24 protein-coding genes are annotated in these 23,746 nt (G+C 72.7%); 14 read left to right on the forward strand and 10 right to left on the reverse strand.

Annotated features, from left to right (window positions below):
- Positions 1-123 precede the first annotated feature (123 nt).
- The 5 genes from ACFV9W_RS25395 to ACFV9W_RS25415 all read left to right on the forward strand — a co-directional run bounded on the left by ACFV9W_RS25395 (position 124) and on the right by ACFV9W_RS25415 (position 4,753).
- Positions 124-444 carry a TlpA family protein disulfide reductase gene (locus ACFV9W_RS25395; RefSeq protein ID WP_385764740.1) on the forward strand — a complete coding sequence of 107 codons (321 nt, stop codon included), beginning with the start codon at positions 124-126 and terminating at the stop codon, positions 442-444.
- A 252-nt stretch (positions 445-696) separates the two neighbouring features.
- A complete protein-coding gene (locus tag ACFV9W_RS25400) occupies positions 697-1,203 on the forward strand; it encodes a flavin reductase family protein (protein WP_385764742.1) in 507 nt (168 codons plus the stop codon).
- Between the two features lie 260 nt (positions 1,204-1,463).
- Entirely contained in the window at positions 1,464-2,252 is a 789-nt protein-coding gene (locus tag ACFV9W_RS25405) for an electron transfer flavoprotein subunit beta/FixA family protein (protein WP_385764744.1), read from the forward strand.
- A 59-nt stretch (positions 2,253-2,311) separates the two neighbouring features.
- Positions 2,312-3,274: an electron transfer flavoprotein subunit alpha/FixB family protein gene (locus tag ACFV9W_RS25410; RefSeq protein WP_385764746.1), complete on the forward strand. Its 963-nt coding sequence runs from the start codon at positions 2,312-2,314 to the stop codon at positions 3,272-3,274.
- A 180-nt stretch (positions 3,275-3,454) separates the two neighbouring features.
- Positions 3,455-4,753 carry a DUF6986 family protein gene (locus ACFV9W_RS25415; protein WP_385764922.1) on the forward strand — a complete coding sequence of 433 codons (1,299 nt, stop codon included), beginning with the start codon at positions 3,455-3,457 and terminating at the stop codon, positions 4,751-4,753.
- A 509-nt stretch (positions 4,754-5,262) separates the two neighbouring features.
- On the opposite strand, the gene ACFV9W_RS25420 is transcribed toward ACFV9W_RS25415, so the two are convergent.
- A complete protein-coding gene (locus tag ACFV9W_RS25420; protein ID WP_385764748.1) occupies positions 5,263-6,345 on the reverse strand; it encodes a LacI family DNA-binding transcriptional regulator in 1,083 nt (360 codons plus the stop codon).
- Positions 6,346-6,450: 105 nt separating this feature from the next.
- Between ACFV9W_RS25420 and ACFV9W_RS25425 the strand changes: the two genes are divergently transcribed.
- Positions 6,451-7,413, forward strand: coding sequence for an ROK family protein (locus tag ACFV9W_RS25425; RefSeq protein WP_385764751.1), 963 nt, complete (start codon positions 6,451-6,453; stop codon positions 7,411-7,413).
- Between the two features lie 72 nt (positions 7,414-7,485).
- On the opposite strand, the gene ACFV9W_RS25430 is transcribed toward ACFV9W_RS25425, so the two are convergent.
- Complete coding sequence (locus ACFV9W_RS25430; RefSeq protein ID WP_385764753.1) at positions 7,486-7,914, reverse strand: STAS domain-containing protein; 429 nt, start codon at positions 7,912-7,914, stop codon at positions 7,486-7,488.
- A 640-nt stretch (positions 7,915-8,554) separates the two neighbouring features.
- Between ACFV9W_RS25430 and ACFV9W_RS25435 the strand changes: the two genes are divergently transcribed.
- Complete coding sequence (locus tag ACFV9W_RS25435) at positions 8,555-9,550, forward strand: NUDIX domain-containing protein (RefSeq protein ID WP_385764755.1); 996 nt, start codon at positions 8,555-8,557, stop codon at positions 9,548-9,550.
- On the opposite strand, the gene ACFV9W_RS25440 is transcribed toward ACFV9W_RS25435, so the two are convergent.
- Both ACFV9W_RS25440 and ACFV9W_RS25445 read right to left on the reverse strand, forming a co-directional pair.
- The gene (locus ACFV9W_RS25440) at positions 9,520-10,275 is read right to left on the reverse strand and encodes an MBL fold metallo-hydrolase (RefSeq protein WP_385764757.1); all 756 of its coding nucleotides are present in this window, start codon (positions 10,273-10,275) and stop codon (positions 9,520-9,522) included. The genes ACFV9W_RS25435 and ACFV9W_RS25440 overlap by 31 nt on opposite strands.
- Positions 10,276-10,349: 74 nt before the next feature.
- Positions 10,350-11,711, reverse strand: coding sequence for a dipeptidase (locus ACFV9W_RS25445; protein ID WP_385764759.1), 1,362 nt, complete (start codon positions 11,709-11,711; stop codon positions 10,350-10,352).
- A gap of 143 nt (positions 11,712-11,854) precedes the next feature.
- On the opposite strand from ACFV9W_RS25445, the gene ACFV9W_RS25450 reads away from it, so the two are divergent.
- Positions 11,855-13,093 carry a geranylgeranyl reductase family protein gene (locus tag ACFV9W_RS25450; protein WP_385764761.1) on the forward strand — a complete coding sequence of 413 codons (1,239 nt, stop codon included), beginning with the start codon at positions 11,855-11,857 and terminating at the stop codon, positions 13,091-13,093.
- Positions 13,094-13,096: 3 nt separating this feature from the next.
- Here ACFV9W_RS25450 and ACFV9W_RS25455 read toward each other — a convergent pair whose 3' ends face one another.
- A complete protein-coding gene (locus tag ACFV9W_RS25455) occupies positions 13,097-13,549 on the reverse strand; it encodes a nitroreductase family deazaflavin-dependent oxidoreductase (RefSeq protein WP_385764763.1) in 453 nt (150 codons plus the stop codon).
- Positions 13,550-13,694: 145 nt separating this feature from the next.
- Here ACFV9W_RS25455 and ACFV9W_RS25460 point away from each other — a divergent pair, with 145 nt between their 5' ends.
- The 3 genes from ACFV9W_RS25460 (at position 13,695) to ACFV9W_RS25470 (ending at position 16,443) form a co-directional block, all read left to right on the forward strand.
- A complete protein-coding gene (locus tag ACFV9W_RS25460) occupies positions 13,695-14,420 on the forward strand; it encodes a TetR/AcrR family transcriptional regulator (protein ID WP_385764765.1) in 726 nt (241 codons plus the stop codon).
- Between the two features lie 113 nt (positions 14,421-14,533).
- Positions 14,534-15,781: a sensor histidine kinase gene (locus ACFV9W_RS25465; protein ID WP_385764767.1), complete on the forward strand. Its 1,248-nt coding sequence runs from the start codon at positions 14,534-14,536 to the stop codon at positions 15,779-15,781.
- Entirely contained in the window at positions 15,778-16,443 is a 666-nt protein-coding gene (locus ACFV9W_RS25470) for a response regulator (protein ID WP_385764769.1), read from the forward strand. The genes ACFV9W_RS25465 and ACFV9W_RS25470 overlap by 4 nt, the downstream gene beginning before the upstream one ends.
- A 10-nt stretch (positions 16,444-16,453) precedes the next feature.
- Here ACFV9W_RS25470 and ACFV9W_RS25475 read toward each other — a convergent pair whose 3' ends face one another.
- Positions 16,454-17,137, reverse strand: coding sequence for a response regulator (locus ACFV9W_RS25475; protein ID WP_385764771.1), 684 nt, complete (start codon positions 17,135-17,137; stop codon positions 16,454-16,456).
- Between the two features lie 31 nt (positions 17,138-17,168).
- Positions 17,169-18,299, reverse strand: coding sequence for a sensor histidine kinase (locus tag ACFV9W_RS25480; protein ID WP_385764773.1), 1,131 nt, complete (start codon positions 18,297-18,299; stop codon positions 17,169-17,171).
- Between the two features lie 222 nt (positions 18,300-18,521).
- Here ACFV9W_RS25480 and ACFV9W_RS25485 point away from each other — a divergent pair, with 222 nt between their 5' ends.
- The gene (locus tag ACFV9W_RS25485) at positions 18,522-18,896 is read left to right on the forward strand and encodes a DUF6223 family protein (protein WP_385764775.1); all 375 of its coding nucleotides are present in this window, start codon (positions 18,522-18,524) and stop codon (positions 18,894-18,896) included.
- Between the two features lie 2 nt (positions 18,897-18,898).
- Here ACFV9W_RS25485 and ACFV9W_RS25490 read toward each other — a convergent pair whose 3' ends face one another.
- The 3 genes from ACFV9W_RS25490 to ACFV9W_RS25500 form a co-directional block, all read right to left on the reverse strand.
- A complete protein-coding gene (locus ACFV9W_RS25490) occupies positions 18,899-19,645 on the reverse strand; it encodes a maleylpyruvate isomerase family mycothiol-dependent enzyme (protein ID WP_385764777.1) in 747 nt (248 codons plus the stop codon).
- A 72-nt stretch (positions 19,646-19,717) separates the two neighbouring features.
- Positions 19,718-20,935, reverse strand: a complete 1,218-nt coding sequence (locus tag ACFV9W_RS25495; RefSeq protein WP_385764779.1) for an MFS transporter — start codon at positions 20,933-20,935, stop codon at positions 19,718-19,720.
- A gap of 62 nt (positions 20,936-20,997) precedes the next feature.
- Complete coding sequence (locus ACFV9W_RS25500) at positions 20,998-21,777, reverse strand: DeoR/GlpR family DNA-binding transcription regulator (RefSeq protein WP_385764781.1); 780 nt, start codon at positions 21,775-21,777, stop codon at positions 20,998-21,000.
- 156 nt (positions 21,778-21,933) lie between these two features.
- On the opposite strand from ACFV9W_RS25500, the gene ACFV9W_RS25505 reads away from it, so the two are divergent.
- Both ACFV9W_RS25505 and ACFV9W_RS25510 read left to right on the forward strand, forming a co-directional pair.
- Positions 21,934-22,836: an SIS domain-containing protein gene (locus ACFV9W_RS25505; protein WP_385764783.1), complete on the forward strand. Its 903-nt coding sequence runs from the start codon at positions 21,934-21,936 to the stop codon at positions 22,834-22,836.
- A gap of 34 nt (positions 22,837-22,870) precedes the next feature.
- The gene (locus ACFV9W_RS25510) at positions 22,871-23,722 is read left to right on the forward strand and encodes a ketose-bisphosphate aldolase (protein ID WP_385764785.1); all 852 of its coding nucleotides are present in this window, start codon (positions 22,871-22,873) and stop codon (positions 23,720-23,722) included.
- Positions 23,723-23,746 lie beyond the last annotated feature (24 nt).

The raw sequence follows: 23,746 nt of genomic DNA on the forward strand, positions 1-23,746 counted from the left end.
CCCATCAACGGCCGGGTGGCCAGTCCTGGTTCCGGCGTCGTACGAGATCCTTGTCACGTGCCGGGAATATGCGAACGGCCGGAAAACGCTGCACTGGAGGCGGCGGAACGAAGGAGGAGCAGGGTGGCAGTCGGCGAACAGGCGTGGGACGTCGCGCAGTTGGGCGAGGAGCTGGGGGAGCGGGCGACGCTCGTGCAGTTCTCCAGCGCGTTCTGCGCGCCCTGCCGGGCCACGCGCCGGGTCCTCGACGAGGTCGCCTCGATGGTGCCCGGCGTGTCCCATGTGGAGATCGACGCCGAGGCCCGCCTCGACCTCGTACGGGACGCGGGCGTGCTCAAGACGCCGACCGTGCTCGTCCTGGACGCGCGCGGCCGCGAGGTGCGCCGGGCGGCCGGACAGCCGCGCAAGGCGGACGTCATCGCGGCGCTGGGCGAAGCGGTCTGAAGTGCGGGGTCCGGACGTGCGGGTGAGGCCCGCCGATGCTCGGGTGCGGGTGTGACGCGTGACGCATCTCCCAGATGACGGAACGCACTTGACTGCATGCGCCACGTATCGTCAGAGTGACTTTATGCCTTCGGAACTCCTTCTCGTCGAGCGGGTCCACGTGGACCTGGCTCGCTGTTCGAGCGCCCGCTGTCCGCGCGTCTGACGCAGCCACGGCCCTTGCTCGAACCCTCCTGCCAGAAGGACAACTCCATGACGGCCACGCCCGACCTGCGCACCGCCCAGGCAGCGACCCCCGACCTGTTCCGCTCCGTCTTCCGGCAGCACGCGGCCGGTGTCGCGGTGGTCACCGCGCCCGGCGCGAGCCCCGTCGGCTTCACCGCCACCTCCCTCGCCTCCGTCTCCGCGACGCCCCCGGTCATCTCCTTCGGGATCGGCGTCGGCTCCTCGAGCTGGCCGACCGTCGCCGAGGCCGAGCACGTCGGCGTGCACATACTCGGCGAACACCAGGCCGACCTCGCCGCGACGTTCGCCAAGAGCGGCGCCGACCGTTTCGGCGCGCCCACCCGCTGGTTCGACGGCCCTGAAGGGGTGCCGATCCTGGACGGTGTGCTCGCCTGGCTCGTCTGCAGGGTCATCGCGCGGGTGCCCGCGGGGGACCACCAGATCGTGCTCGCGGAGGCGGTCTCCGGCGACCCGGCGGGCGCCGGCCGCCCGCTGCTGTACCACCAGGGCCGCTTCAACGGCCTTCGCGACTGAAAGTTCCTGCACGGCACGGTTACGCACCGTTGGCAAGGTCACAGTTCAAAGCGCTTGCTTAGTGGGCATAAGCTGGGTGTACTGGCGAGTAACCTTTTGATCGGAGCGCGGGCCGCCCCGACCGGAAGAGTCCGCACAAGGCGCATATGCTGCCTGCGAGAAGGCGTTTTCAGCCGTAGCAGTACAGCTAGGCGTGTGGCCAGTACAGCTGGCAGCAAGACAGCCGCCCAGATAAAGACGATTGCAGTAGGAGAGCCGGCGTGAGCTTGAGGATCGTTGTCACCGTGAAGTACGTGCCGGACGCCACGGGCGACCGGGGTTTCGCCGATGACCTGACGTTGGACCGTGACGATGTCGACGGTCTGCTGTCGGAGCTGGACGAGTACGCGGTGGAGCAGGCGCTGCAGATCTCGGAGAACTCCGATGACGACGTGGAGGTCACGGTCCTGACCGTGGGTCCCGAGGACGCGAAGGACGCGCTGCGCAAGGCGCTGTCGATGGGTGCGGACAAGGCGATCCACGTGGAGGACGACGACCTGCACGGCACGGACGCGATCGGCACCTCGCTCGTTTTGGCGAAGGCGATCGAGAAGGCCGGCTACGACCTGGTGGTCTCCGGTATGGCCTCCACGGACGGCACGGCGGGCATCGTGCCGGCGCTGGTCGCCGAGCGCCTGGGTGTGCCGCAGGTGACGCTGCTGTCCGAGGTCGCGGTCGCCGGCGGCAAGGTGACGGGGCGCCGTGACGGTGACACCGCCTCCGAGCAGCTCGAGGCGTCCCTTCCGGCCGTGGTGTCGGTGACGGACCAGTCGGGTGAGGCCCGCTACCCCTCGTTCAAGGGGATCATGGCGGCGAAGAAGAAGCCGGTCGAGGCGTGGGACCTGGAGGACCTGGACATCGAGTCTGAGGAGGTCGGCCTCGAGGGTGCCTGGACGAAGGTCGCTTCCGCGGACGAGCGTCCGGCGCGCACCGCGGGCACGATCGTCAAGGACGAGGGCGAGGGCGGCAAGCAGCTCGCCGAGTTCCTCGCGGGCCAGAAGTTCATCTGAGCTTCAGCCGTACCCACCCATCGCCCAAGTTCTTTGTGATTGCAGGAGATTGAAGTCCCATGGCTGAAGTTCTGGTCTTTGTCGACCACGTGGACGGTGCCGTCCGCAAGCCCACCCTGGAGCTGCTGACCCTCGCGCGCCGCATCGGTGACCCGGTCGCCGTCGCGCTGGGCAACGGCGCCGCCGACACCGCCGCCGCGCTCGCCGAGCACGGCGCCGTCAAGGTCCTGACGCACGAGGCCGCCGAGTACGCCGACTACCTGGTCGTGCCGAAGGTCGACGCGCTGCAGGCCGCCTACGACGCGGTGTCCCCGGCCGCCGTGCTGGTGCCCTCGTCCGCGGAGGGCAAGGAGATCGCCGCCCGCCTGGCGCTGCGCATCAAGTCGGGCATCATCACCGACGCCGTGGACCTGGAGGCCGGTGACGGCGCCCCGGTGGCCACGCAGTCGGTGTTCGCCGCCTCGTACACCACCAAGTCGACCGTGAGCCAGGGCATGCCGGTCATCACCGTCAAGCCCAACTCCGCCCCCGTCGAGCCGGCCCCGGCCGCCGGCGAGGTCGAGGCGCTTGCGGTGTCGTTCTCCGAGCAGGCGACGGGCACCAAGGTCACCAGCCGTACGCCGCGTGAGTCGACGGGCCGTCCGGACCTGACCGAGGCCGCGATCGTGGTCTCCGGTGGCCGTGGCGTCAACGGTGCCGAGAACTTCTCGGTCATCGAGGCCCTTGCGGACTCCCTGGGTGCGGCCGTGGGTGCCTCGCGCGCCGCGGTGGACGCGGGCTGGTACCCGCACTCCAACCAGGTCGGCCAGACCGGCAAGAGTGTCTCGCCGCAGCTGTACATCGCTTCCGGCATCTCCGGCGCGATCCAGCACCGCGCGGGCATGCAGACGTCCAAGACGATCGTCGCGATCAACAAGGACGCCGAAGCGCCGATCTTCGACCTCGTCGACTACGGCGTCGTCGGCGACCTCTTCGACGTCGTCCCCGCCCTCACGGAAGAGGTCAAGACCCGCAAGGGCTGAGACAGTTCCGATGCCGACGGGGCCGCGTGGTGTTCGCACCGCGCGGCCCCGTCCGCGTACCGGGACGATGTACGGGTCTCGAAAAACACCCATTGACGCCGATCACGCCGACGGTTAACTTCGCTATACGGATTGTTGATTCCGTGAAGTGGAAACATCGAGCATATGGAGAGTGCACGAATGGGTCAGCAGGAGAAGGTGTCGACGAGCCTCGCGGGCGCGGTCAGCGAGAGCATCAGCGCCTCACTCGCCCCGGTCGACGCGGAGCTCGCCCGCCGCTACCCGGGAGACCCCGGCACCCGTCAGCCCGTCCACACGGTCTACGTCCCCGGTGACGCGTTCGACGCCGAGACGATCCGCACCTGGGGCGACAAGGCGCTCGCGCAGCTCGACGAGCACGCCCCGGACGCCGCGTCCTTCGCCGCCGTCCTCGGTCTGAGCGAGGAGCTCGCCGAGCCGGTCTACAGCCGCGTACGCGCGAAGCTGGAGCGCGAGCCCGTGGAGGACCTGCGGGTCGACTTCGAGGACGGCTACCGGCCCGCCTCCGACGCCGACGAGGACGAGACCGCCGCGCGCGCCGCCCGCGTCATCGCCGAGGCGTACGCGAACGGCACGGCCGCCCCCTACATGGGCATCCGCATGAAGTGCATGGAGGAGGCGGTCCGCGACCGCGCCATCCGCACGCTCGACATCTTCCTCACCGGCCTCATGGAGCACGGCGGCCTGCCCGAGGGTCTCGTTCTCACTCTCCCCAAGGTGACGTACCCGGAGCAGGTCACCGCGATGGTGCGGATCCTGGAGGCCTTCGAGAAGCAGCACGGCCTGGAGCCGGGCCGGATCGGCTTCGAGATCCAGATCGAGACCAGCCAGTCCATCCTCGGAGGCGACGGCACCGCCACGGTCGCCCGCATGATCGAGGCCGCCGAGGGCCGCGCGACCGGCCTGCACTACGGCACCTTCGACTACAGCGCCTGCCTCGGCGTCTCCGCCGCCTACCAGGCCAGCGACCACCCGGCCGCCGACTACGCGAAGGCCGTCATGCAGGTCGCCGCGGCCGGCACGGGCGTGCGCGTCTCGGACGGCTCGACGAACGTGCTGCCCGTCGGTTCCACCGCCAAGGTCCACGACGCCTGGCGCCTGCACTTCGGCCTCACCCGCCGCGCCCTGGCCCGCGCCTACTACCAGGGCTGGGACATGCACCCGGGCCACATCCCGACGCGCTACGCCGCCGTCTTCGCCTTCTACCGCGAGGGCTTCGAGGCCGCCGCCGCGCGCCTCGCCGCCTACGCCAGGCAGGCCGAGGGCGACATCGCCGACGAGCCCGCCACCGCGAAGGCCCTCGCCGGCTACCTGCTGCGCGGCCTCGACTGCGGCGCCCTCGACACCGCCGAGGTCGCCCGTCTCTCCGGCCTCACCCGCGCCGACCTGGAGGGCTACTCGGCCCCGCGCCGCGGCGACCTGACGGCCACGGCGGAGTAGGACACAGTTCGTCGCTGCCCTTCCTCGGGGACGGCCGGGGGAGGGCAGCGGTGTGTTTTCCCTCCGGCAGCACTCCAGCCCTCCGCGGCCTTCGCCCGACAGCCCTGGGAACCCGGGCCCCCGCGCCCTTCGGCCGGCGGCCCCGCCCCGTGGTGGGGCCGGGCTGTCGCGTTCCTGTGGTGTTCGGCCGGCGCGGGCTTCCGGCGGTGGGCCTGGTCGTCGAGGCCGTGCGCCTTTCGGGCGTCAGGCCCGAGCGGCCAAGCTCATCCCGTGTTCGGGCGCCAGGAGCGGACGCGCAATCCGTGGCGGCGTCCGAGCGGTAGGCCCGGATGCCCAAGCCCTTCGGGTATCCGAGCACCAGCGTCGGCCGACGTGCCCCCGCGGCGTCCCGGCGGAAGGGCACGCATTTCAAGCCCCTGCGGCGATTGAGCAGCGGGGGCCGGGGCGGAGCCCCGAGGCCGCGACGCCGGTGCCGCGTGCAGGGTTCGACACCGGGCGACGGCACCCGCTCAGTCCGCCGGCGGCAGCTCCCCCGAGCCGCGCTGGATCAGCCGCGTCGGCAGTTCTATGCGCTCCGGCGGCAGCGCCGCGCCGTCCAGTTGCAGGAAGAGGCGGTCCGCCGCCGTGCGGCCCAGCTGCGCCGCGTCCTGCGACACCACCGTTACGCCGGGCTTCAGCAGGTCGCCCAGCTCGATGTCGTCGAAGCCGACCAGGGCCACCGGGCGTTCGAGTTCGGACAGGACCCGGACGGCCGTGACCGTCACGCGGTTGTTGCCCGAGAAGATCGCCGTGACCGGGTCGGGCCCCGTGAGCATCTCCTCGGCCGCGCGCCGCACCCGCTCCGGTTCGGTGACGCCGAGCGACACCCACCGGTCGTCGACGGCGAGCCCGGCCTCCTCCATGGCCGCCCGGTACCCGCGCACCCGCTCGACCGCCGTGTGGATGCGGGGCTGGTCGCCGATGAAGCCGATCCGGCGGTGGCCGCGGGCGATGAGGTGGGCGACGCCGTCGCGCGCGCCGCCGAAGTTGTCGGACAGCACCACGTCCGCGTCGATCTTCCCGGCGGGCCGGTCCACGAAGACCGTCGCGACACCGGCCGCGATCTCCGGCGCCAGGTACTGGTGGTCGGAGCCCGCGGGGATCACGACGAGCCCGTCCACGCGCCGCGCGCACAGTGCGAGGACCAGCTCCTGCTCCCGCTCCGGGTCCTCGGCACTCGACCCGTTGATCAGCAGCGCCCCGTGCGCCCGGGCGACCTCCTCGACGGCGCGGCTGAGCGGCCCGTAGAACGGGTCCGCCAGATCCTCCAGGACGAGCCCGATGCTCGCCGTACGTCCCTTGCGCAGGACGCGCGCGCTGTCGTTGCGCCGGAAGCCGAGCGCGGCGATCGCCTCCTGTACGCGGCGCTCGGTGTCCTCGGTGACACCCGGCTCCGCGTTGACGACGCGGGAGACCGTCTTCAGGCCGACCCCGGCCCGCGCCGCGACGTCCTTCATCGTGGGTCGGTTGCCGTAGCGGTTCTCGGTGCGGCGGGCGGTACGGTCCACTGTGCGCTGTCCTGTCCTGTCGTCCCGGCGTGTGGCGTCGAGCATAGGGCCTGGACAACGTTGTCAGATGCGGGAGAGACTGTCCACCACTGATCGGTTGCCCACTCGCAGCCGCCCATCCGACCTGCCGTTCCGGGGGAACTGACACTGATGCACATGGACCTCGTCGCCGCGCTCGACATCGGCGGCACCAAGATCGCCGGTGCCCTTGTGGACGACCGGGGCCACCTCCTCGTCCGCGCGCAGCGGCCCACCCCCGCGCAGGAGGACGGCGACACGGTGATGGGCGCGGTGGCGGAGGTCCTCCGCGAACTGACGGCCGACGCCGCATGGCCCCGGGTGCGCGCCGTGGGCATCGGCAGCGCCGGGCCCGTGGACCGCTCGCGGGGCACGGTCAGTCCGGTCAACGTGCCGGGCTGGCGCGGGTTCCCGCTGGTCGACCGGGTGCGCGCGGTGACAGGTGAGCTGCCCGTCGAGCTGATCGGCGACGGCGTGGCGATCACGGCCGCCGAGCACTGGCAGGGCGCGGCCCAGGGGCACGACAACGCGCTGTGCATGGTCGTGTCGACCGGCGTCGGCGGCGGACTGATCCTGGGCGGCGAGCTGCACCCCGGCCCCACGGGCAACGCGGGGCACATCGGCCACATCAGCGTCGACCTCGACGGCGACCCCTGCCCGTGCGGAGCGCGCGGCTGTGTCGAGCGCATCGCCAGTGGCCCCAACATCGCCCGCCGTGCCCTCGCCGAGGGCTGGCAGCCAGGGTCCGACGGCGACGCCACGGCCGCCGCGGTGGCCCGGTCGGCCCGCGCCGGAGACCCGGTGGCGATCGCCTCCTTCGAGCGCGCGGCGCAGGCCCTCGCGGCGGGCATCGCCGCCACGGCGACGCTCGTGGAGATCGACATCGCGGTGATCGGCGGCGGCGTGGCGAAGTCCGGCGAACTCCTGTTCACGCCACTGCGCCGCGCGCTGCGCGACTACGCCACGCTCTCCTTCGTGCAGGGCCTCACGGTGGTCCCGGCGTCGACGGGCACGGACGCCGGTCTCGTGGGCGCGGCGGCCGCCGCGCTGCGCGTGGGCCCGGGTGTGAACGGGGTGCGCCGGCAGGCGGTGTGAGGCGGTCGGCGCCTCGGCGACCCGGCCCGGCCGGGCCGGGCCGGGCCGCCGGCCCCGTCCCTGCGGCCGCCGCTATCCGGGCAGCTGCCGGTCCCTGCGTACCGCCTCGCCCACCGTCCAGGCCGGGGCGAGGAGTCCGCTCAGGCCGCCCAGTGCGATGAGGCGGAGCGTGAGGCGGTGGCGGCAGACCACGGTGAGGCGGCCGTCGTGCTCGGCGGCCCTGTTCGCGGCGCGCTCCAGGAGTCTGAGGCCGGAGCAGTCGAAGAACGTGGTGCCGGTCAGGTCGACGACCACCACGCGGTAGGGCCCCGCGGCCACGGAGTTGAGGATCGGGGAGATCCGGTGGAACGTCAGGATGTCGATCTCGCCGACTAGTTCGATCACGACGCAGTCCCCGACGGTGCGGAGCCTGGGTGTGGGGACGTCGTCCCCCGGTGCGGACGTGATGTCGATGGCTCCGAAAACGCCGAAAGCGCAGTCCTGTTGCCCGCTTTGTAGCATCTGGCCCCCCGGGTCGTGTGCCCGGCCGGGTCCGAAGGCGGTACCGGGGTACCGGGCGGGCGGAACGAGGTCACCGGGGTCCTGGGTGCCTGGTCGGTCACGCTAGCCGCAGGATTCCCACGTTGTGGTGGCGTAACGATTCCCAAGCGGCTTACGTCACTTGAAGGGGTGAATAACCCCGAAATCGCTTGACGTCCAGAGGTGTTCGGCTCTGGGTGCTGCCCGTGTGTTCGGTGCACACCCCGTGTGAACTCCGCACCGTCACCGGACGCGCACACACGGTGTCGCCCCGCGTCGCGGCGCGCTTGACTGGCTCGCAGAAAGTGCGGGAGGCCATGATCAGGGCCGGTCGCCGACCGTCGGGCAGCGGTGGGCGTCATCCGGCCGGCGGTCTCCCGCGCGCGGCTCCGGGGCTCCCCCCGATACCCGGAGTCGCTCGGGCGGTGTCATGGCGTGCGACCGCCTGGTACGAAGAGCCCGCCTGCCGCGACTTCCCTGGGCGGCGGGCGGGCGTCGTACGTGGGGTCCCACGGCGCCCCGCGAGGCCGCTGGCATATACACCGATCCCCTCATCAGCGGCTGGTTTCCGTGGCAGGGTGTTGCGGGCAAGCCACAGGGGGCCGATGGATGAGGGGGAACCGTGATCGTCTGGATCAACGGGGCGTCCCGCGCGGGGAAGACCACCGCGGCGCGGGAGTTGATCGACCTGATCCCCGACAGCACACTCTTCGACCCCGAGGTGATCGACGACGAGCTGGAGCGCCTGCTGCCCGCGAAGCGCCTTGCCGAAGTGAGCGCCCATCAGGACCTGCCGATCTGGCGGCGCCTCGTCGTCGACACGGCCGCCGCGCTCCACGCCGAGCTGGGCGGTGTGCTCGTGGTGCCGATGGGACTGCTCCGCCAGGAGTACCGCGACGAGGTCTTCGGTGGGCTCGCGGCCCGGCGGATTCCTGTGTGCCATGTGCTCCTTGCTCCAGGGGAAACGATCCTGCGCGCCCGTGACCCCGCCGGTGATGCCCCCGCCGACATCGAGCCGTACCGGGCCGCGCTCGCCGGCTGGCTCACCGCCGACGCCTACCCGGTCGACAATGGCGCCCTGTCCCCGTACGAGACCGCGCTGCGGATAGCCGCCGCCCTGCGCACCGGGGACGCGCCGTCCTGCGACATCGTGCAGACGCCCGAGCCGACCGCCGAGACGGTCGCGGCGGGCGTGCTGCTCTTCGACGACGCGGACCGGGTGCTGCTCGTCGACCCCACGTACAAACCGGGCTGGGAGTTTCCCGGCGGTGTCGTCGAGGCCGGTGAGGCGCCCGCGCGCGCGGGCGTGCGCGAGGTGGCGGAGGAGACGGGCATCCAACTCGACGATGTGCCGCGGCTCCTGGTCGTCGACTGGGAGTCGCCCGTGCCGCCCGGCTACGGCGGCCTGCGCCTGCTCTTCGACGGCGGCCGGCTCGCGGGCGCGCGGGCCCGCGAAGTGCTGCTGCCGGGGCCCGAACTGCGCGCCTGGCGCTTCGTGACCGAGAGCGAGGCGGCCGTGCTGCTGCCGCCCGTGCGCTTCGAGCGGCTGCGCTGGGCCCTCAGGGCGCGCGAACGCGGCGCCGCCCACTACTTGGAGGCCGGGGTCCCGGTGGGGTGAGCGCGCGCCACCGCCGCCCGCAGCGCGGCGCCCGCCCCGCCCACCACCGGGTCGCCGTGCCCGAAGCACGCCACCTCGCTGTCGAGCGCGGCGAGCCGCCGGTACGAGGCGACGGCCCGTTCCTTGTCCAGGTTGAACACGCCGAGCATCACCTGCCCGTCGAGCAGTGACACCGCGATCGCGTCGCCCGTGAACAGCACGCCGTGCGCCGGGAGATGGATCCCGATCGAGCCGTCGGTGTGACCGGGCGCCCCGATCACACGCGCCCCGCCGCCGAAGCCCAGCGTGTCACCGTCTTCCAACTCCCTTACGTAGTAAGGGAGCACAGGTTCGGTGGGAGGCGGCGGGAGCAGGGTGAGCGCCTGGGCGTGCAGCGGGCGTTCCCAGTCCTCATAGGCCGGGACGGGGCCCGTGGTCTCGCCACGCACGTACGGCGCGTCCAGGCGGTGCGCGGACACCTCGGCCCCGCTCAGCCGCGCGAACTCCCCGGCGCCGCCCGCATGGTCCTCATGGAAGTGCGTGAGCACGATCCGCCGTACGTCGCCGGGGTCGTGCCCCCAGTCCCGTACGGCGTCCGCGATCGGCTGCGCCGCGCCGGGGGCGCCCGCGTCGACGAGGGTCAGCTCGGCGCCGTCGCGCCAGAGATAGGCCTGGCCCACCGGGAAGCGCAGCATGCGCAGCCGGGGCGTGAGGTCGATGACGTCGGTGGGTGCGTAGGTCGTCATGCCCGCGACCGTACGAGGGGCGCGGGCACGACGTCGTACGACTTGGCCCAGGGCAGATCCGCCCCGGAGCGGCGTCAGTTGGAGGTCGCGTACTTCTGCAGGAAGAGGGCCTCGGCCACCGAGAGGCGCTCCAGCTCCTCGGGGGACACCGACTCGTTGACCGCGTGGATCTGGGCCTCCGGCTCGCTCAGGCCGATGAGGAGGATCTCCGCCTCCGGGTAGAGCGAGGCGAGCGTGTTGCACAGCGGGATGGAACCGCCCTGGCCCGCGTAGCTCATCTCCTGGCCGTCGTACGCCTGCTTCATGGCGTCGGCCATCGCCGCGTACGCCGGGCTCGCGGTGTTCGCGCGGAACGGCTGGCCCTGGCCGACCTGTTCGACCTTCACCCGGGCGCCCCACGGGGTGTGCGCCTCGATGTGCGCCATCAGGAGCTTCGTGGCCTCCGAGGCGTCGGTGCCCGGCGGGACGCGCAGGCTGATCAGCGCGCGGGCGCCCGCCTGCACGGACGGCGTGGCGCCGACGACGGGCGGGCAGTCGATGCCGAGGACGGTGACGGCGGGGCGCGCCCAGATGCGGTCGGCGACCGTGCCGGAGCCGATCAGGTCGACTCCGTCGAGCACCTTCGCGTCACCCCGGAACGTGTCCTCGTCGTACTGGAGCCCGGTCCAGGCCTCCGTCGGCTCCAGGCCGTCGACGGTCGTCGAGCCGTCCTCGGCGCGCAGCGAGTCCAGGACGCGGATCAGGGCGCCGAGCGCGTCCGGGGCGGCGCCGCCGAACTGGCCGGAGTGCAGGTTGCCTTCGAGCGTGGCCATCTCGACGCGGACCAGGGTCATGCCGCGCAGCGTCGCCGTCGCGGTGGGCAGGCCGACACGGAAGTTGCCCGCGTCGCCGATCACGATCGTGTCGGCGGTCAGCAGCTCCGGGTGCTGCTCGGCGTAGCGCTCCAGGCCGCCCGTGCCCTGCTCCTCGGAACCCTCCGCGATCACCTTGACGTTGACCGGCACCCCGCCGTTCGCCTTCAGGGCGCGGATCGCCAGCAGGTGGAGGAGCACGCCGCCCTTGCAGTCGGCCGAGCCGCGCCCGTACCAGCGGCCGTCCTCCCGCTCCGTCAGCTCGAACGGGGGCGTCACCCACGCCGCCTCGTCCAGCGTCGGCTGCACGTCGTAGTGCGCGTACAGCAGCACCGTCGGCGCGCCCGCGGAGCCCGGCAGGAACCCGTACACCGACTGCGTGCCGTCCGGGGTGTCGAGCAGCGCGACATCCTGGAAACCCTCGGTGCGCAGCGCGTCGGCGACCCAGTTGGCGGCGCCCTCGCTCTCGCTCCTCGGGTACTGCTCGAAGTCCGCCACCGACTTGAAGGCGACCAGTTCGGTCAGCTCCGCCTTCGCCTTCGGCATGAGCGAGGCGACGGTTTCGGCAATCGGATGCGGCGACATGGGCACGCTCCTCGTGGGTGCGACGTTGTGCAGGGTGTGCGCAAGATCCTCCCACAGGGGGCTCGCGCACCGCCCGCCGTAGGATGCCTGGGACAGGTGCGGCAGGCATTCCAAGATGGCCGAAACGGGAGCAGCAGACCATCGTGAGCAGCGAGAATCCGGCGACGGACGGCACTGACGGCAACGAGACGGGCGACGGCGGGCCCTCCGGGAGTGTGTGGGACGTCGTCGTCGTGGGCGCGGGCCCGGCCGGCGCCTCCGCCGCGTATGCGGCCGCGAGCGCGGGGCGTAGCGTGCTGCTCCTGGAGAAGGCCGAACTGCCGCGCTACAAGACGTGCGGCGGCGGCATCATCGGCCCTTCGCGGGACGCGCTGCCGCCCGGCTTCGTGCTGCCGTTCAAGGACCGGATCAACGCGGTGACGTTCTCCCTGAACGGCCGGTACGCCCGCACCCGGCGCTCCAAGAAGATGCTGTTCGGGCTCATCAACCGGCCCGAGTTCGACGCCCAGCTCGTCGAGCACGCGCAGAAGGCGGGCGCCGAGCTGCGCACCGGTGTCACGGTGACCAGCGTCGAGCAGCACGGCAGCGCGGTGCCCGACCGGCGCACCGTCGCGGTCGGCCTGCAGGGCGGCGAGACGGTCCTGGCGCGGGCCGTGGTCGGCGCCGACGGCAGCGCGAGCCGGATCGGCGCGCACGTCGGCGTGGAGATGGACCAGGTCGACCTCGGCCTGGAGGCGGAGATCCCGGTCCCGCAGAGCGTCGCCGAGGACTGGCAGGGGCGGGTCCTCATCGACTGGGGGCCGATTCCCGGCAGTTACGGATGGGTGTTCCCGAAGGGCGACACCCTCACCGTCGGGGTGATCTCCGCGAAGGGCGAAGGGGCCGCCACCAAGCGGTACTTGGAGGACTTCATCGCGCGGCTCGGGCTCGCGGGCTTCGAACCGTCCATCTCGTCCGGGCACCTGACGCGCTGCCGCGCCGACGACTCGCCGCTCTCGCGCGGCCGGGTCCTGGTGTGCGGGGACGCGGCGGGGCTCCTGGAGCCGTGGACCCGGGAGGGCATCTCGTTCGCGCTGCGGTCGGGGCGGCTCGCGGGGGAGTGGGCGGTGCGCGTCGCCGAGGCGCACGACGCGGTGGACGCGCGGCGCCAGGCGCTGAACTACGCGTTCGCCGTCAAGGCCGGACTCGGCGTGGAGATGTCCGTGGGCAAGAGCATGCTGTCGGTCTTCGAGCGCAAGCCGGGGCTGCTGCACGCAGCGCTCACCACGGTGCGCCCCGCGTGGAACGCGTTCGCGAGGATCACGCGGGGCTCGTCCTCCCTCGGCGAGCTGGTGCGCACGCATCCGGTGGCGGGGCGGGCGCTGTCCCGGCTCGACCGCTGACGGTCACTTGAAGGTGATGCGGAAGACCGGGTGGTCCGGCGCGATCCGGCGCAGTTCGGCGTCGGGGGAGTCGGGCCCCACCCCGTTGAAGAACACGCCGACCTCGGCTTTCCAGCGCTTGAGGTAGGCGCGCAGCAGGGCCGGCTTGTCGTCGTCCGCGACCTCGGTCGCGGTGAAGGTGTCGGCCTTCTTGCCCAGGCGCAGCTCCCCGCCGCCCGCGGCCCGCATGTTGTGGGTCCACTGGACGTGGCCGCGCGGGGCCACGAGGTAGTCCTGGCCGTCCACGGTCATGAGGTTGACCGGAGTGGTGCGCCACTCGCCGCTCTTGCGGCCCCGGACGGCGAGGACGCGGGAGCCCCACACGCTGAGGCCCCGGCGGGTCATCCACGCCACGGCCCGGTTCATGACGTTCACGGTGAACCAGCCGGGCTTCTGGACGTGCGTGGATGTGGACATGAGGTCCTCCAGGAAAGTGTGAGCGGTGCTCTCGCTTGAGAGCAGTGTGCATCGCTTTGGTGATCCACATCAAGAGCAGTGCTCTCTTTTTTGAGCAGCGCACCGCAATGTGTGCGCCGCTCCGTATTCGTGGAACACTCCCACCATGAGTACGAGCCGTAGCACACCCCCACGAACCGCCAGTGCCGCTCAAGGTGCCCGCGCCCGCGCCCGGCAGGAGGTCACCGCGGCGATCAAGGACGAGGCGCGCAGACAGCTCGCCGAGGGCGGCGCGGCCAAGCTCTCGCTGCGCGCCGTGGCCCGCGAACTCGGCATGGTCTCCTCGGCCCTGTACCGCTATTTCCCCAGCCGCGACGACCTGCTGACCGCGCTCATCATCGACGCCTACGACGCGCTGGGCGCGGCCGCCGAGCACGCCGACGTCGGCTTCGTGCGGACCTCGCCGGCCACCGAGCGCTGGAGCGCGGTGTGCGGCGCGGTGCGGGACTGGGCCCTGGCGTACCCGCACGAGTACGCGCTCATCTACGGGTCGCCCGTGCCCGGCTACACGGCTCCGGACAGCACGGTCCAGGCCGCCGCGCGCGTCGGACAGCTGCTCATCGGGATCGTCCGCGACGCCCACCAGGGCGGCGGCGTGACACCGCCCCCGCTCTCCGAGGGGCTGCGGGCCGAGGCCGGGCGGATGGCCGCGGACCTCGCGCCCGATCTGCCGCCGGAGGTGGTGGCCGCGCTGGTCGCCGCGTGGGCGCAGCTGTTCGGGCTCGTCGGCTTCGAGCTGTTCGGCCAGTTCAACCGCGTCGTCGAGGACCGCTCGGCCTTCTTCGCCCACGCCGTGTCGCGACTCGCCCGGGACGTCGGGCTCCCGGCGTAGCCGCACCCCCCCGCACCGTCGTACACCTCGTGCAGCCGTACTCCCGCGGAAGTACGTGTGATCACCTCGCACGGCGGACGCCCGGGACCGGCCCCGGCGCTTAGCGTGGCGGCATGGACGAGCAGCACGTACGCGACGGTGGCCCGCCCCGGCAGTGGGGCGGGCCACCATGGCTGCGCGAGCGGTGGGGGCACGGGCCCGCCGGGAGCGAGCGGCGGTTGCCGTGGCGCTCCACGCTGCTCGTCACCGCGTTCGTGCTCGTGGGGACGAACTTCGCCGCGCACGGGCAGGCGGGCGAGCGTGCCGACCTGGACGTGTTCGCGCGGCTGCTGATGCTCGCCGGGGGCGTCCTGCTCCTGTGGCGGCAGCGCCACCCCGTCCTCGTCGCGTTCGGCACGACGGCGTGCGTGACCGTGTACCTGGGGGCCGGATATCCGTACGGACCGGTGTTCCTGCTGGTGGCCATGGCGTGCTTCTCCGCGATCGTGGCGGGGCGCAGATGGGCCGCGTGGGCGGCCGCCGGGATGCTGTGGGCGGGGCACCTGCTCATCGGGCACTGGCTGTACGCGTACCTGCCGCCCTCGGGCGACGGACCCGCCCCGTGGGGGCAGGAGGGCATCGTCGCGGCCTGGGTGCTCGCCGTGACGGCGATCGCCGAACTGGCGCGGGTGCGGCGCGAACAGTGGGAGCACGCGCGCGTGGAGCGGGAGAAGGCGGCCCGGCGGCGGGCCGACGAGGAACGCCTGCGCATCGCCCGCGAACTGCACGACGTGCTCGCCCACTCGATCTCCGTGATCAACGTGCAGGCGGGCGTCGGACTCGCCCTGCTCGACACCGATCCGGAGCAGGCGCGCACCGCGCTGACCACCATCAAGAGCGCGAGCAAGGAGGCGCTGGGAGAGGTGCGGCAGGTCCTCGACACCCTCCGGACCCCCGGCGAGGCGCCCCGCGCCCCCGCGCCCGGCCTCGACCGCCTCCCGGAACTCGTGGAGCAGGCGGCGGGCGCGGGCCTCACCGTCGACGTCACCACCGACGGGCCGCGGGCCGCGCTGCCACCGGGCGCCGACCTCGCCGCCTTCCGCATCGTGCAGGAGGCACTCACCAACGTCGTACGGCACTCGGGCTCACGCCACGCGCGCGTACAACTGGCGTACGAGGACGCCGCGATGACACTCACCGTCGACGACGAAGGACCCGCGACCCACGCCGACGCGGGCGGCAGCGGCAACGGGCTCGCCGGAATGCGCGAGCGCGCCGCGGCCCTCGGTGGCACGATCGAGGCGGGCCCGCGCCCCGACGGAGGCTTCCGGGTCGTCGCGCGGCTCCCCTTCACCGCCACGCACCGGGAGGCCCCGAAGTGATCCGCGTACTGCTCGCAGACGATCAGTCGCTCGTCCGCGCCGGGTTCAGGGCGCTGCTCGACGCGCAGCGCGACATCGAGGTCGCGGGCGAGGCGGCGGACGGCGAGGAAGCGGTGCGCCTGGTGCGCGAACTGCGGCCCGACGTCGTGCTCATGGACATCAGGATGCCGCTGCTCGACGGCCTCGCGGCGACCCGCAGGATCGGCGAGGACCCGGACCTGGAGGCGGTGAAGGTGGTCATGCTCACCACCTTCGAACTCGACGAGTACGTCTTCGAGGCCATCCGCTCCGGGGCCTCCGGGTTCCTCGTCAAGGACACCGAGCCGGACGAGCTGCTGCGCGCGGTGCGGGCCGTGGTGCACGGCGACGCACTGCTCTCACCGGGCGTCACCCGGCGCCTGATCGCCGAGTTCGCAGCCCGCTCGAAGGAGCCCGCGGCCGCGGCGCCGCTCGCCGAACTGACCGAGCGGGAGCGGGAGGTGATGGCGCTCGTCGGCATCGGCCTGTCCAACGACGAGATCGCCCGCCGCCTCGTCGTCAGCCCGCTCACCGCGAAGACCCATGTGAGCCGCGCGATGGTGAAACTGGGCGCCCGCGACCGCGCCCAACTGGTCGTCCTCGCCTACGAGTCGGGGCTCGTGCGGCCGGGGTGGCTGGGCTGAGGGCGGCGGCTCACGAGGGACTCCGCGGGGCGACCAGGCCGGATTCGTAGGCGAACACCACGAGGTGGGCGCGGTCGCGGGCGCGGAGCTTGGACATGGCCCGGTTGATGTGCGTCTTCGCGGTCAGCGGTGTGATCACCATGCGGGCGGCGATCTCGTCGTTGGAGAGCCCGTGGGCGACCAGGACGACGGCCTCGCGCTCCCGGTTCGTCAGCTCGTCGAGGCCCTTCGCCGGGCCCGGGTGCGGGGGCTGGGTGACGTACCGGTCGATCAGCTTGCGGGTGATCGAGGGCGCGAGCAGCGCGTCGCCGCGCGCCGCGACCCGGACCGCGTGCAGGAGGTCCTGCGGCACGATGTCCTTCACCAGAAAGCCCGCGGCGCCCGCCCGCAGCGCGTCGAAGACGTACTCGTCCAGGCCGTAGTTGGTGAGGACGACGACGTGCACCTGGTCGAGCGCCGGGTCCGCGGCGATACGGCGGGTCGCCTCGATGCCGTCGACGACCGGCATCCGGATGTCGATGAGCACGATGTCGGGCAGGTGCCGCCGGGTGAGCTCCAGGCCCTCCTCGCCGTCGGCGGCCTCGGCCACCACCTCGATGTCGTCCTCCAGGTCGAGGAGCGCGCGGAACCCGCTGCGGATGAGCGGCTGGTCGTCGACGAGGAGGACGCGGATCGGGCCCGGTGCCGCGCTCATGGTCTGCTCCCGCTGATGGTGTGTCGATGGCTCATGGTGTGCGCTCCACGGGGAGTTCGGCCTGGACGCGGAAGCCGCCGTCGGCGCGGGGCTCCGCCCGTAGGGTGCCGCCGAGTGCGGTGACACGTTCCCGCATGCCGAGCAGGCCGATCCCGGGCAGCGGGGCGGCGTCGGGGGAGGCCCGGCCGTCGTCTTCGACGCGCAGGACGAGGGCGTCCGTGCGGTGGTCGACGGTGACCTGCGCGGTGCGGGCGGCGGCGTGCCGGGCGACGTTCGTCAGTGCCTCCTGGACGATCCGGTAGGCGGTGCGCTGGACGGCGGCCGGCACATCGAGCGGGCGGCCCTCGACCGTCAGGCTCGTCTCCAGGCCACCGCTGCCGGCCCGCTTCACCAGCTCTGGTATGTCGTCCAGGGTGTGCGGGGGACGTGTGTCGTCGTCCCGCAGTGCCTCCAGGGTCGCCCGCAGCTCCCGGCTCGACTCCCGGCCCGCCTCCTGGATCGCGAGGAGGGGCTCCGGCACCTGCTCGCCGCGCTTGAGCGCCACATGGACGGCGACCTCGGCCTGCAGCTTCACGATCGAGATCTGGTGGGTCAGCGAATCGTGCAACTCCCGTGCGATCCGCAGCCGTTCCTCGTCGGCACGCCGCCGCGCGGTCTCCTCCCGCGTGCGCTCCGCCTCGTCCGCCCGCCGCTCCGCCTGCCGCAGCGCTTCCCCGGCGGCGGCGGCCGCGACGAGCCAGCCGAGTTCGAGGGCGCCGCGCGAGTGCGAGAACGCGTCACCGACCGACGTGCCGTGCGGTGACACCAAATATGCGAGGGGGAGCGTCGCCAGGACGGCCACGGATGCCACCGCCGTGCTCGCCCGGTGGCCCTCGCGCACCGCGGCGTACACCGCGAACAGATAGGCCACGACCGGTACGTCGACGCCAGTAGCCTGGTAGCCGACCGCGGTCAGGCCGGTCACCGCGAGGACGGCGACCGGGGCCCGGCGCCGCGCGAAGAGCGCGAGGCCGCCGGTCAACAGCAGGACGCAGCCCAGGAGTTCGAGCCGCGAATCGGGCCGGTCGCCGGAGAGTGCGGCGGCGAGCAGCATGGCCGCGACGCAGCCCGCGATCGCCGCGTCCCTGACGCCCGCCCGTACAGCGAACCGTTCTGTGCCCATGCGCGCAATCTAGCCACAGGGTGCCCCGCCCGGACCCTGCGCGCGGACGATCCGCCCGCTACCGCGGCGGTGGCAGCGGGGGCGGAAGTACCGCGGACGCGGTAGCGGACTGCGGCGGCGGACGCAGCCCGAAGAGTCCGCCGCTGCTGGACGACGCCGCCGCGCACCGGCGACATGCTCGAAGCGTCAACTCTCAACACAGCGATGACGAAGGAGAATCCCATGTCAGGCCTGATGTCAGTGCGGTCGGCGCTCGCCTCGGCGCGGGCGGCCGAGGTCGACTCCACCGCCCTCACCGCCGACCGTGTGTGGGCCACGTCCGCCGCGCTGCTCGGACTCGTCGGCGTGATCCTCGCCGCCCTGGCGCTCGCCCGGGCCGACCGCAGGTACGCCCTCGTGGCGCAGGCGGCCGGACTGGTCGCCGTGGTGATCGGCGTGCTGAATCTGGCCCTCGCCGACGGCGGGCCCGGCACCGGCAACGGCGTCGTCGGCGGCGGCATCGCCCTCGTGCTCGGTGTGGCGGCGGCGGTCGTCGGACGACTGGCGCAGCGCCGTTCCCGCCGGGACGGGGCAGCGCGGCATCAGCCGGTCCGGTGACCTCAGATCCCCGAGTTCTCCCGCCAGAACGCGGCCAGCGCGCGGTCCCCGCTCACGTCGGGGAACGGCAGCCGGTTCCACAGCGCCAGGTACAGGCGCGCCGCGGGGCCGGACAGTTCGCACTCCGCCTCGCCCGCAGAGCCGCGCTCGACGGCCGGCGGGTCCTGCGTGATGCGTACCGTCCACACGGCGTCCGCGCCGGCGTCGGTGGCGCGCACGCGCAGGGTTCGGGGCACGTCCGAGCGGACCCGGCTGCGCTTTCGGGCGTGGAAGCCGATGAGCAGTTCGTCGATGCCGTCGACGGCGAACTCCGGTGTGATCGGGTCGGGTTCCTCGTGCGTGGCCCGGTTCACGGCCGACTGTGCGTCCACGCGGTGCACCGCCGTCTCGTGCGCCTGACGGCGGGCCCAGAACGCCAGCGGCGAGGGGGCCGGGAGGAAGGCCCAGCAGTCCACGTCGGGCCGCGCGGCCGTGAGCGTGTCGACGAGGCGGCGGTGGCCCTCGCGGTACCAGTCGAGAAGCGCCTCGCCGTCCAGGTCGGAACGGTCCTCCAGGGGGCGGCGCTCCTGCAGCCCCTCCGCCACGTACGAGGTCGCCCAGCGGTGGACCGCGCCCTGGTGTCGTAGAAGATCGCGCACCTGCCAGCCGGGGCACGTCGCCACCTTGGCGTCGACGCCCGCCTCCTCGGCGGCCGTGGCCAGCAACTGGCCCTCGGCGTCCACGATTCGAATGTGTTCGGCAATCTGCATAAGCAGAGTCTGCCGCCTGAAGTGGCCGCGTACGCAAGTCAATTGATCACGCGGTCACGGGGTGCCCCGCGGTCACGTCGTCGCCACCCGCCGCGTCGCGAAGCCGATCGTGGCCGCCACGGCGGCGAGCACCGCCACGCTCGTCAGGGCCGTGGACAGCGAGAACCAGTCCGCCATGAAGCCGATCGCGGGCGGGCCGAGCAGCATGCCGCCGTAGCCGAGCGTGGACGCGGCGGCGACGCCCGTGGGTCCGGCGAGCGCCCCGGCCCGTTCGATCGCGACGGGGAAGAGGTTCGCGAGGCCGATCCCGGTGATCGCGAAGCCGAGCAGCGCGAGCCACACGGTGGGCGCGAGCGAGCCGAGCAGCATGCCGAACGCGCCGGTCAGGCCGCCGGCCACCAGCGTCCGGGTCCTGCCGAGCCGTTCGAGCAGCGCGGTACCGGTGAGCCGGCCGATCGTCATGGCGAACGCGAAGCACGAGTAGCTGGCGGCCGCGACGCCGGGGTGTGCGTGCAGGTCCTGCTCCATGTGCAGCGCGCTCCAGTCGGCCAGCGCCCCCTCGCCGTACGCCGTGCACAGCGCGATGAGGCCGAAGACCAGGACGAGGAGGCGGGTGCGGCTGTCGATGCGGGGGCGCGTCCGCTCGCCGGGGTTCGCGGTCGCGGGCGTACGGTCCACGGGCCCCGGCGCCGGGTGCCGCAGGAGTGTCGGGGCGGCGCACGCGGTGACGACGAGGCCGAGCGCGGCGATCCCGATCAGGTGCTTGGTGGGGGACAGGTGCGCCGCGACCAGGCCGCCGAGGCCCGAACCGACCATGCCGCCGAGGCTGAACGCGGCGTGGAAGCTGGGCATGATCGGCCTGCCAAGGGCGCCGACGAAGTCGACGGCGGCGCTGTTCATCGCCACGTTGATGCCGCCGTACGCCGCCCCGAACGCCAGGAGCACGAGCCCGAGCGCGAGAGGTGAGTGGGTGAGCGGCGGCAGGATCACGGTCAGCGGGAGCAGCACCCCGCATGCGACGGTCACCGCGTGCGAGCCGAAGCGCCGGCAAAGGCGTCCGGTCAGCATCATCGTGACGACGGCGCCGGCCGAGACGCCGAGCAGCGCGAGGCCGAGGGCGCTCGCGGAGGCCCCGGTCTGCTCCTTGACGGCGGGGATGCGCACCACCCACCCGGCGAAGACGAAGCCGTCGAGCGCGAAGAACGCGGTGATGGCCAGGCGCAGCCGGGCCAGGGACGCGGCGCGCGGGTCGTCGGCGCTGACGGACCCGAGTTTGTTTAGTAGTGGCACAAAGTCAGGTTAGAGCGGGACTCCGTGACCGAACAAGGGGGTCGCCCGTAAGTGTGTGTAGGTCACACGGTGAGCACCCGCACCCCTGCCTCCTCGAACCGCCCCAGTGCCGCCTTGTCCGCCGCCGTGTCCGTGACGAGGATGTCCACCTGCGCCACGTCGCAGATCCGTGCGAACGCCCGGTGGCCCAGCTTGCTGGAGTCGGCCGCGACCACCACGCGCTCTGCACGCTCGCACAGCATCCGGTTGATCGCCGCCTCCGCCTCGTCGTGCGCGGACGCGCCGTGCGTGACGTCGAGGCCGACGACGCCCAGCACCGCCGTGTCGAGGGTGACCTGGCCGAGCACCCCGTCGGCGAGCGGGCCGATCAACTCGTACGACTGCGGGCGCGCGACCCCGCCGGTGAGCACGATCTTGAACTGGGGCCGCACCGCGAGCTCGTTGGCGATGTTGAGCGCGTTCGTGACGATCGTCAGCGCGGGTGTGCCTGAGGAGAGGTCGGGTCGCACGGCGAGCGCCCGCGCCACCTCCGTCGTGGTCGTGCCGCCGGTGAGGCCGACCGCCTCGCCCGGGGTGAGCAGTTCCGCGACGGCCTTGGCGATGCGCTGCTTCTCGGCGGCCCCGAGCGCGGACTTGTAGCGCAACGGGAGTTCGTAGCTGACGCCGTGCACGACCGCGCCGCCGCGCGTGCGCACCAGCATCTGCTGCTCGGCGAGTCCGTCGAAGTCACGGCGGATGGTCGCGGCGGAGACGCCGAGTTCGCTCGCCGCGTCCTCCACGTCCAGGCGCCCGCGCTCGACGAGCAGTTCCAGGAGGGACTTCCAGCGGGCGTCGCGGGACATCGGCGGCTCCAACTCCTCGTTCGGTTCGGTGGCACGACCTTAACTGCCATGCGCACTAATGCTTGATTGTGCGCGAAAGCTGGCTATATCTTGCAGGAACACGCATTCAATGAGCGCGCCCCAGAGGCGTGACCAACCGCGGAGTGGGGGCACGGCATGAGCAGCAACCAGAAGGAAAGCCACGTCGAGAGCGAGCTGAAGAGCCAGCCGGAGTGCTGGACGCGGGCCGCGGGGCTCGCCACCAGGCACAAGGCGGCGCTGCCCGCCGCGGGGGAGCGGGTCGCGATCGTCGGCTGCGGCACCTCCTGGTTCATGGCGCAGGCCGCCGCGGCGCTGCGCGAGCAGGCCGGTCAGGGCGAGACCGACGCGTTCGCCGCCTCGGAATTCCCCTCCGGCCGGACCTACGACCACGTGATCGCGCTGACCCGGTCCGGCACCACCACCGAGGTCCTCGACCTCCTCGCCGCCCACCGCGGCAGGTCCCGCACCACGGCGATCACCGGCGACCCGGCGACGCCCATCGCGGACGCCGCCGACGACCTGGTCGTCCTCGACTTCGCCGACGAGCAGTCGGTCGTCCAGACCCGCTTCGCCACCACCGCCCTCACACTGCTCCGCGCGCACCTCGGCCTGCACTCCGAGCAGGCGGTCGCCGACGCGCGCACGGCGCTGGCCGAGCCGTTGCCCGAAGGCCTCGTGGACTGCGGCCAGTTCACGTTCCTGGGGCGCGGCTGGACCGTCGGCCTCGCCAACGAGGCGGCGCTGAAGATGCGCGAGGCGTCCCTGTCCTGGACCGAGGCGTACCCGGCGATGGAGTACCGGCACGGCCCCATCAGCGTCACCACCTCCGGCACCGCCACATGGATGCTCGGCGAGGCCCCCGAAGGCCTGGCCGATCAGGTCGCCGCGACCGGCGCGCTCTGGATCGAGGGCCGCCTCGACCCGCTGGCCGAACTCGTCCGCGCCCAGCGCCTCGCGGTCGCCGTGGCCGCCCGCCGCGAACTCGACCCGGACCGCCCGCGCCACCTCACCCGCTCGGTGATCCTCGACGCCAACTGACCCGTCCCGCAAGGCTCTTGAGAAGGGAGGGGCAGTGCCCCTCGCAGCAACGGGAACCCTCGTGGGCGCGGCGGCGGACCGGCACGGCGCCGTGGCCGCGTTCAACGTGATCACCCTCGAACACGTCGAGGCGGTGATCGCCGGCGCCGAGGCGGCGGACGCCCCCGTCATCCTCCAGATCAGCGAGAACGCCGTGCGCTACCGCTACGGCCGCCTCCTGCCGCTGGCCCGCGCCGCGGTCGCCGCAGCCGAGGGGGCGCGCGTCGACGTCGGCCTGCACCTGGACCACGTACAGAGCGACGACCTGCTGCGGCAGGCCGCCGACGCCGGGTTCGGCTCGGTGATGTACGACGCCGCGCGGCTGCCCTACGACGAGAACCTCGCCGCCACCCGCGCCGCCGCCGACTGGGGCCACGCCAACGGCCTGTGGGTGGAGGCCGAGCTGGGCCAGGTCGGCGGCAAGGACGGGGCGGCGCCCCTCGACGCGCACGCGCCCGGCGCCCGCACCGACCCCGGCGAGGCCCGCGCCTACGTCACCGACACGGGCGTCGACGCGCTCGCCGTCGCCGTCGGCTCCTCGCACGCGATGACCACCCGTACGGCCACGCTCGACCACGACCTGCTGAAGAGGCTCTCCGACGGCCTCGATGTACCGCTGGTGCTGCACGGCTCGTCCGGCGTGCCCGACGACGAGTTGGCGGCGGCCGTCCGCGGCGGCATCGCCAAGGTCAACGTGGGCACGGCCCTGAACATCGCGATGACCACCGCCATCCGCGAGTTCCTCACCGCCCACCCGGAAGCGGTCGACTCGCGCAAGTACCTCGGGGTGGCACGCGAGGCGATGGCGCGCACCGTGAGCGAACTGATCGGGGTGGTGCGCGGCTGAAGGCGTCCCCGGTGTTCCAGAAGT

This window comes from Streptomyces sp. NPDC059897 (genome assembly GCF_042730865.1).
Classification (GTDB): domain Bacteria; phylum Actinomycetota; class Actinomycetes; order Streptomycetales; family Streptomycetaceae; genus Streptomyces.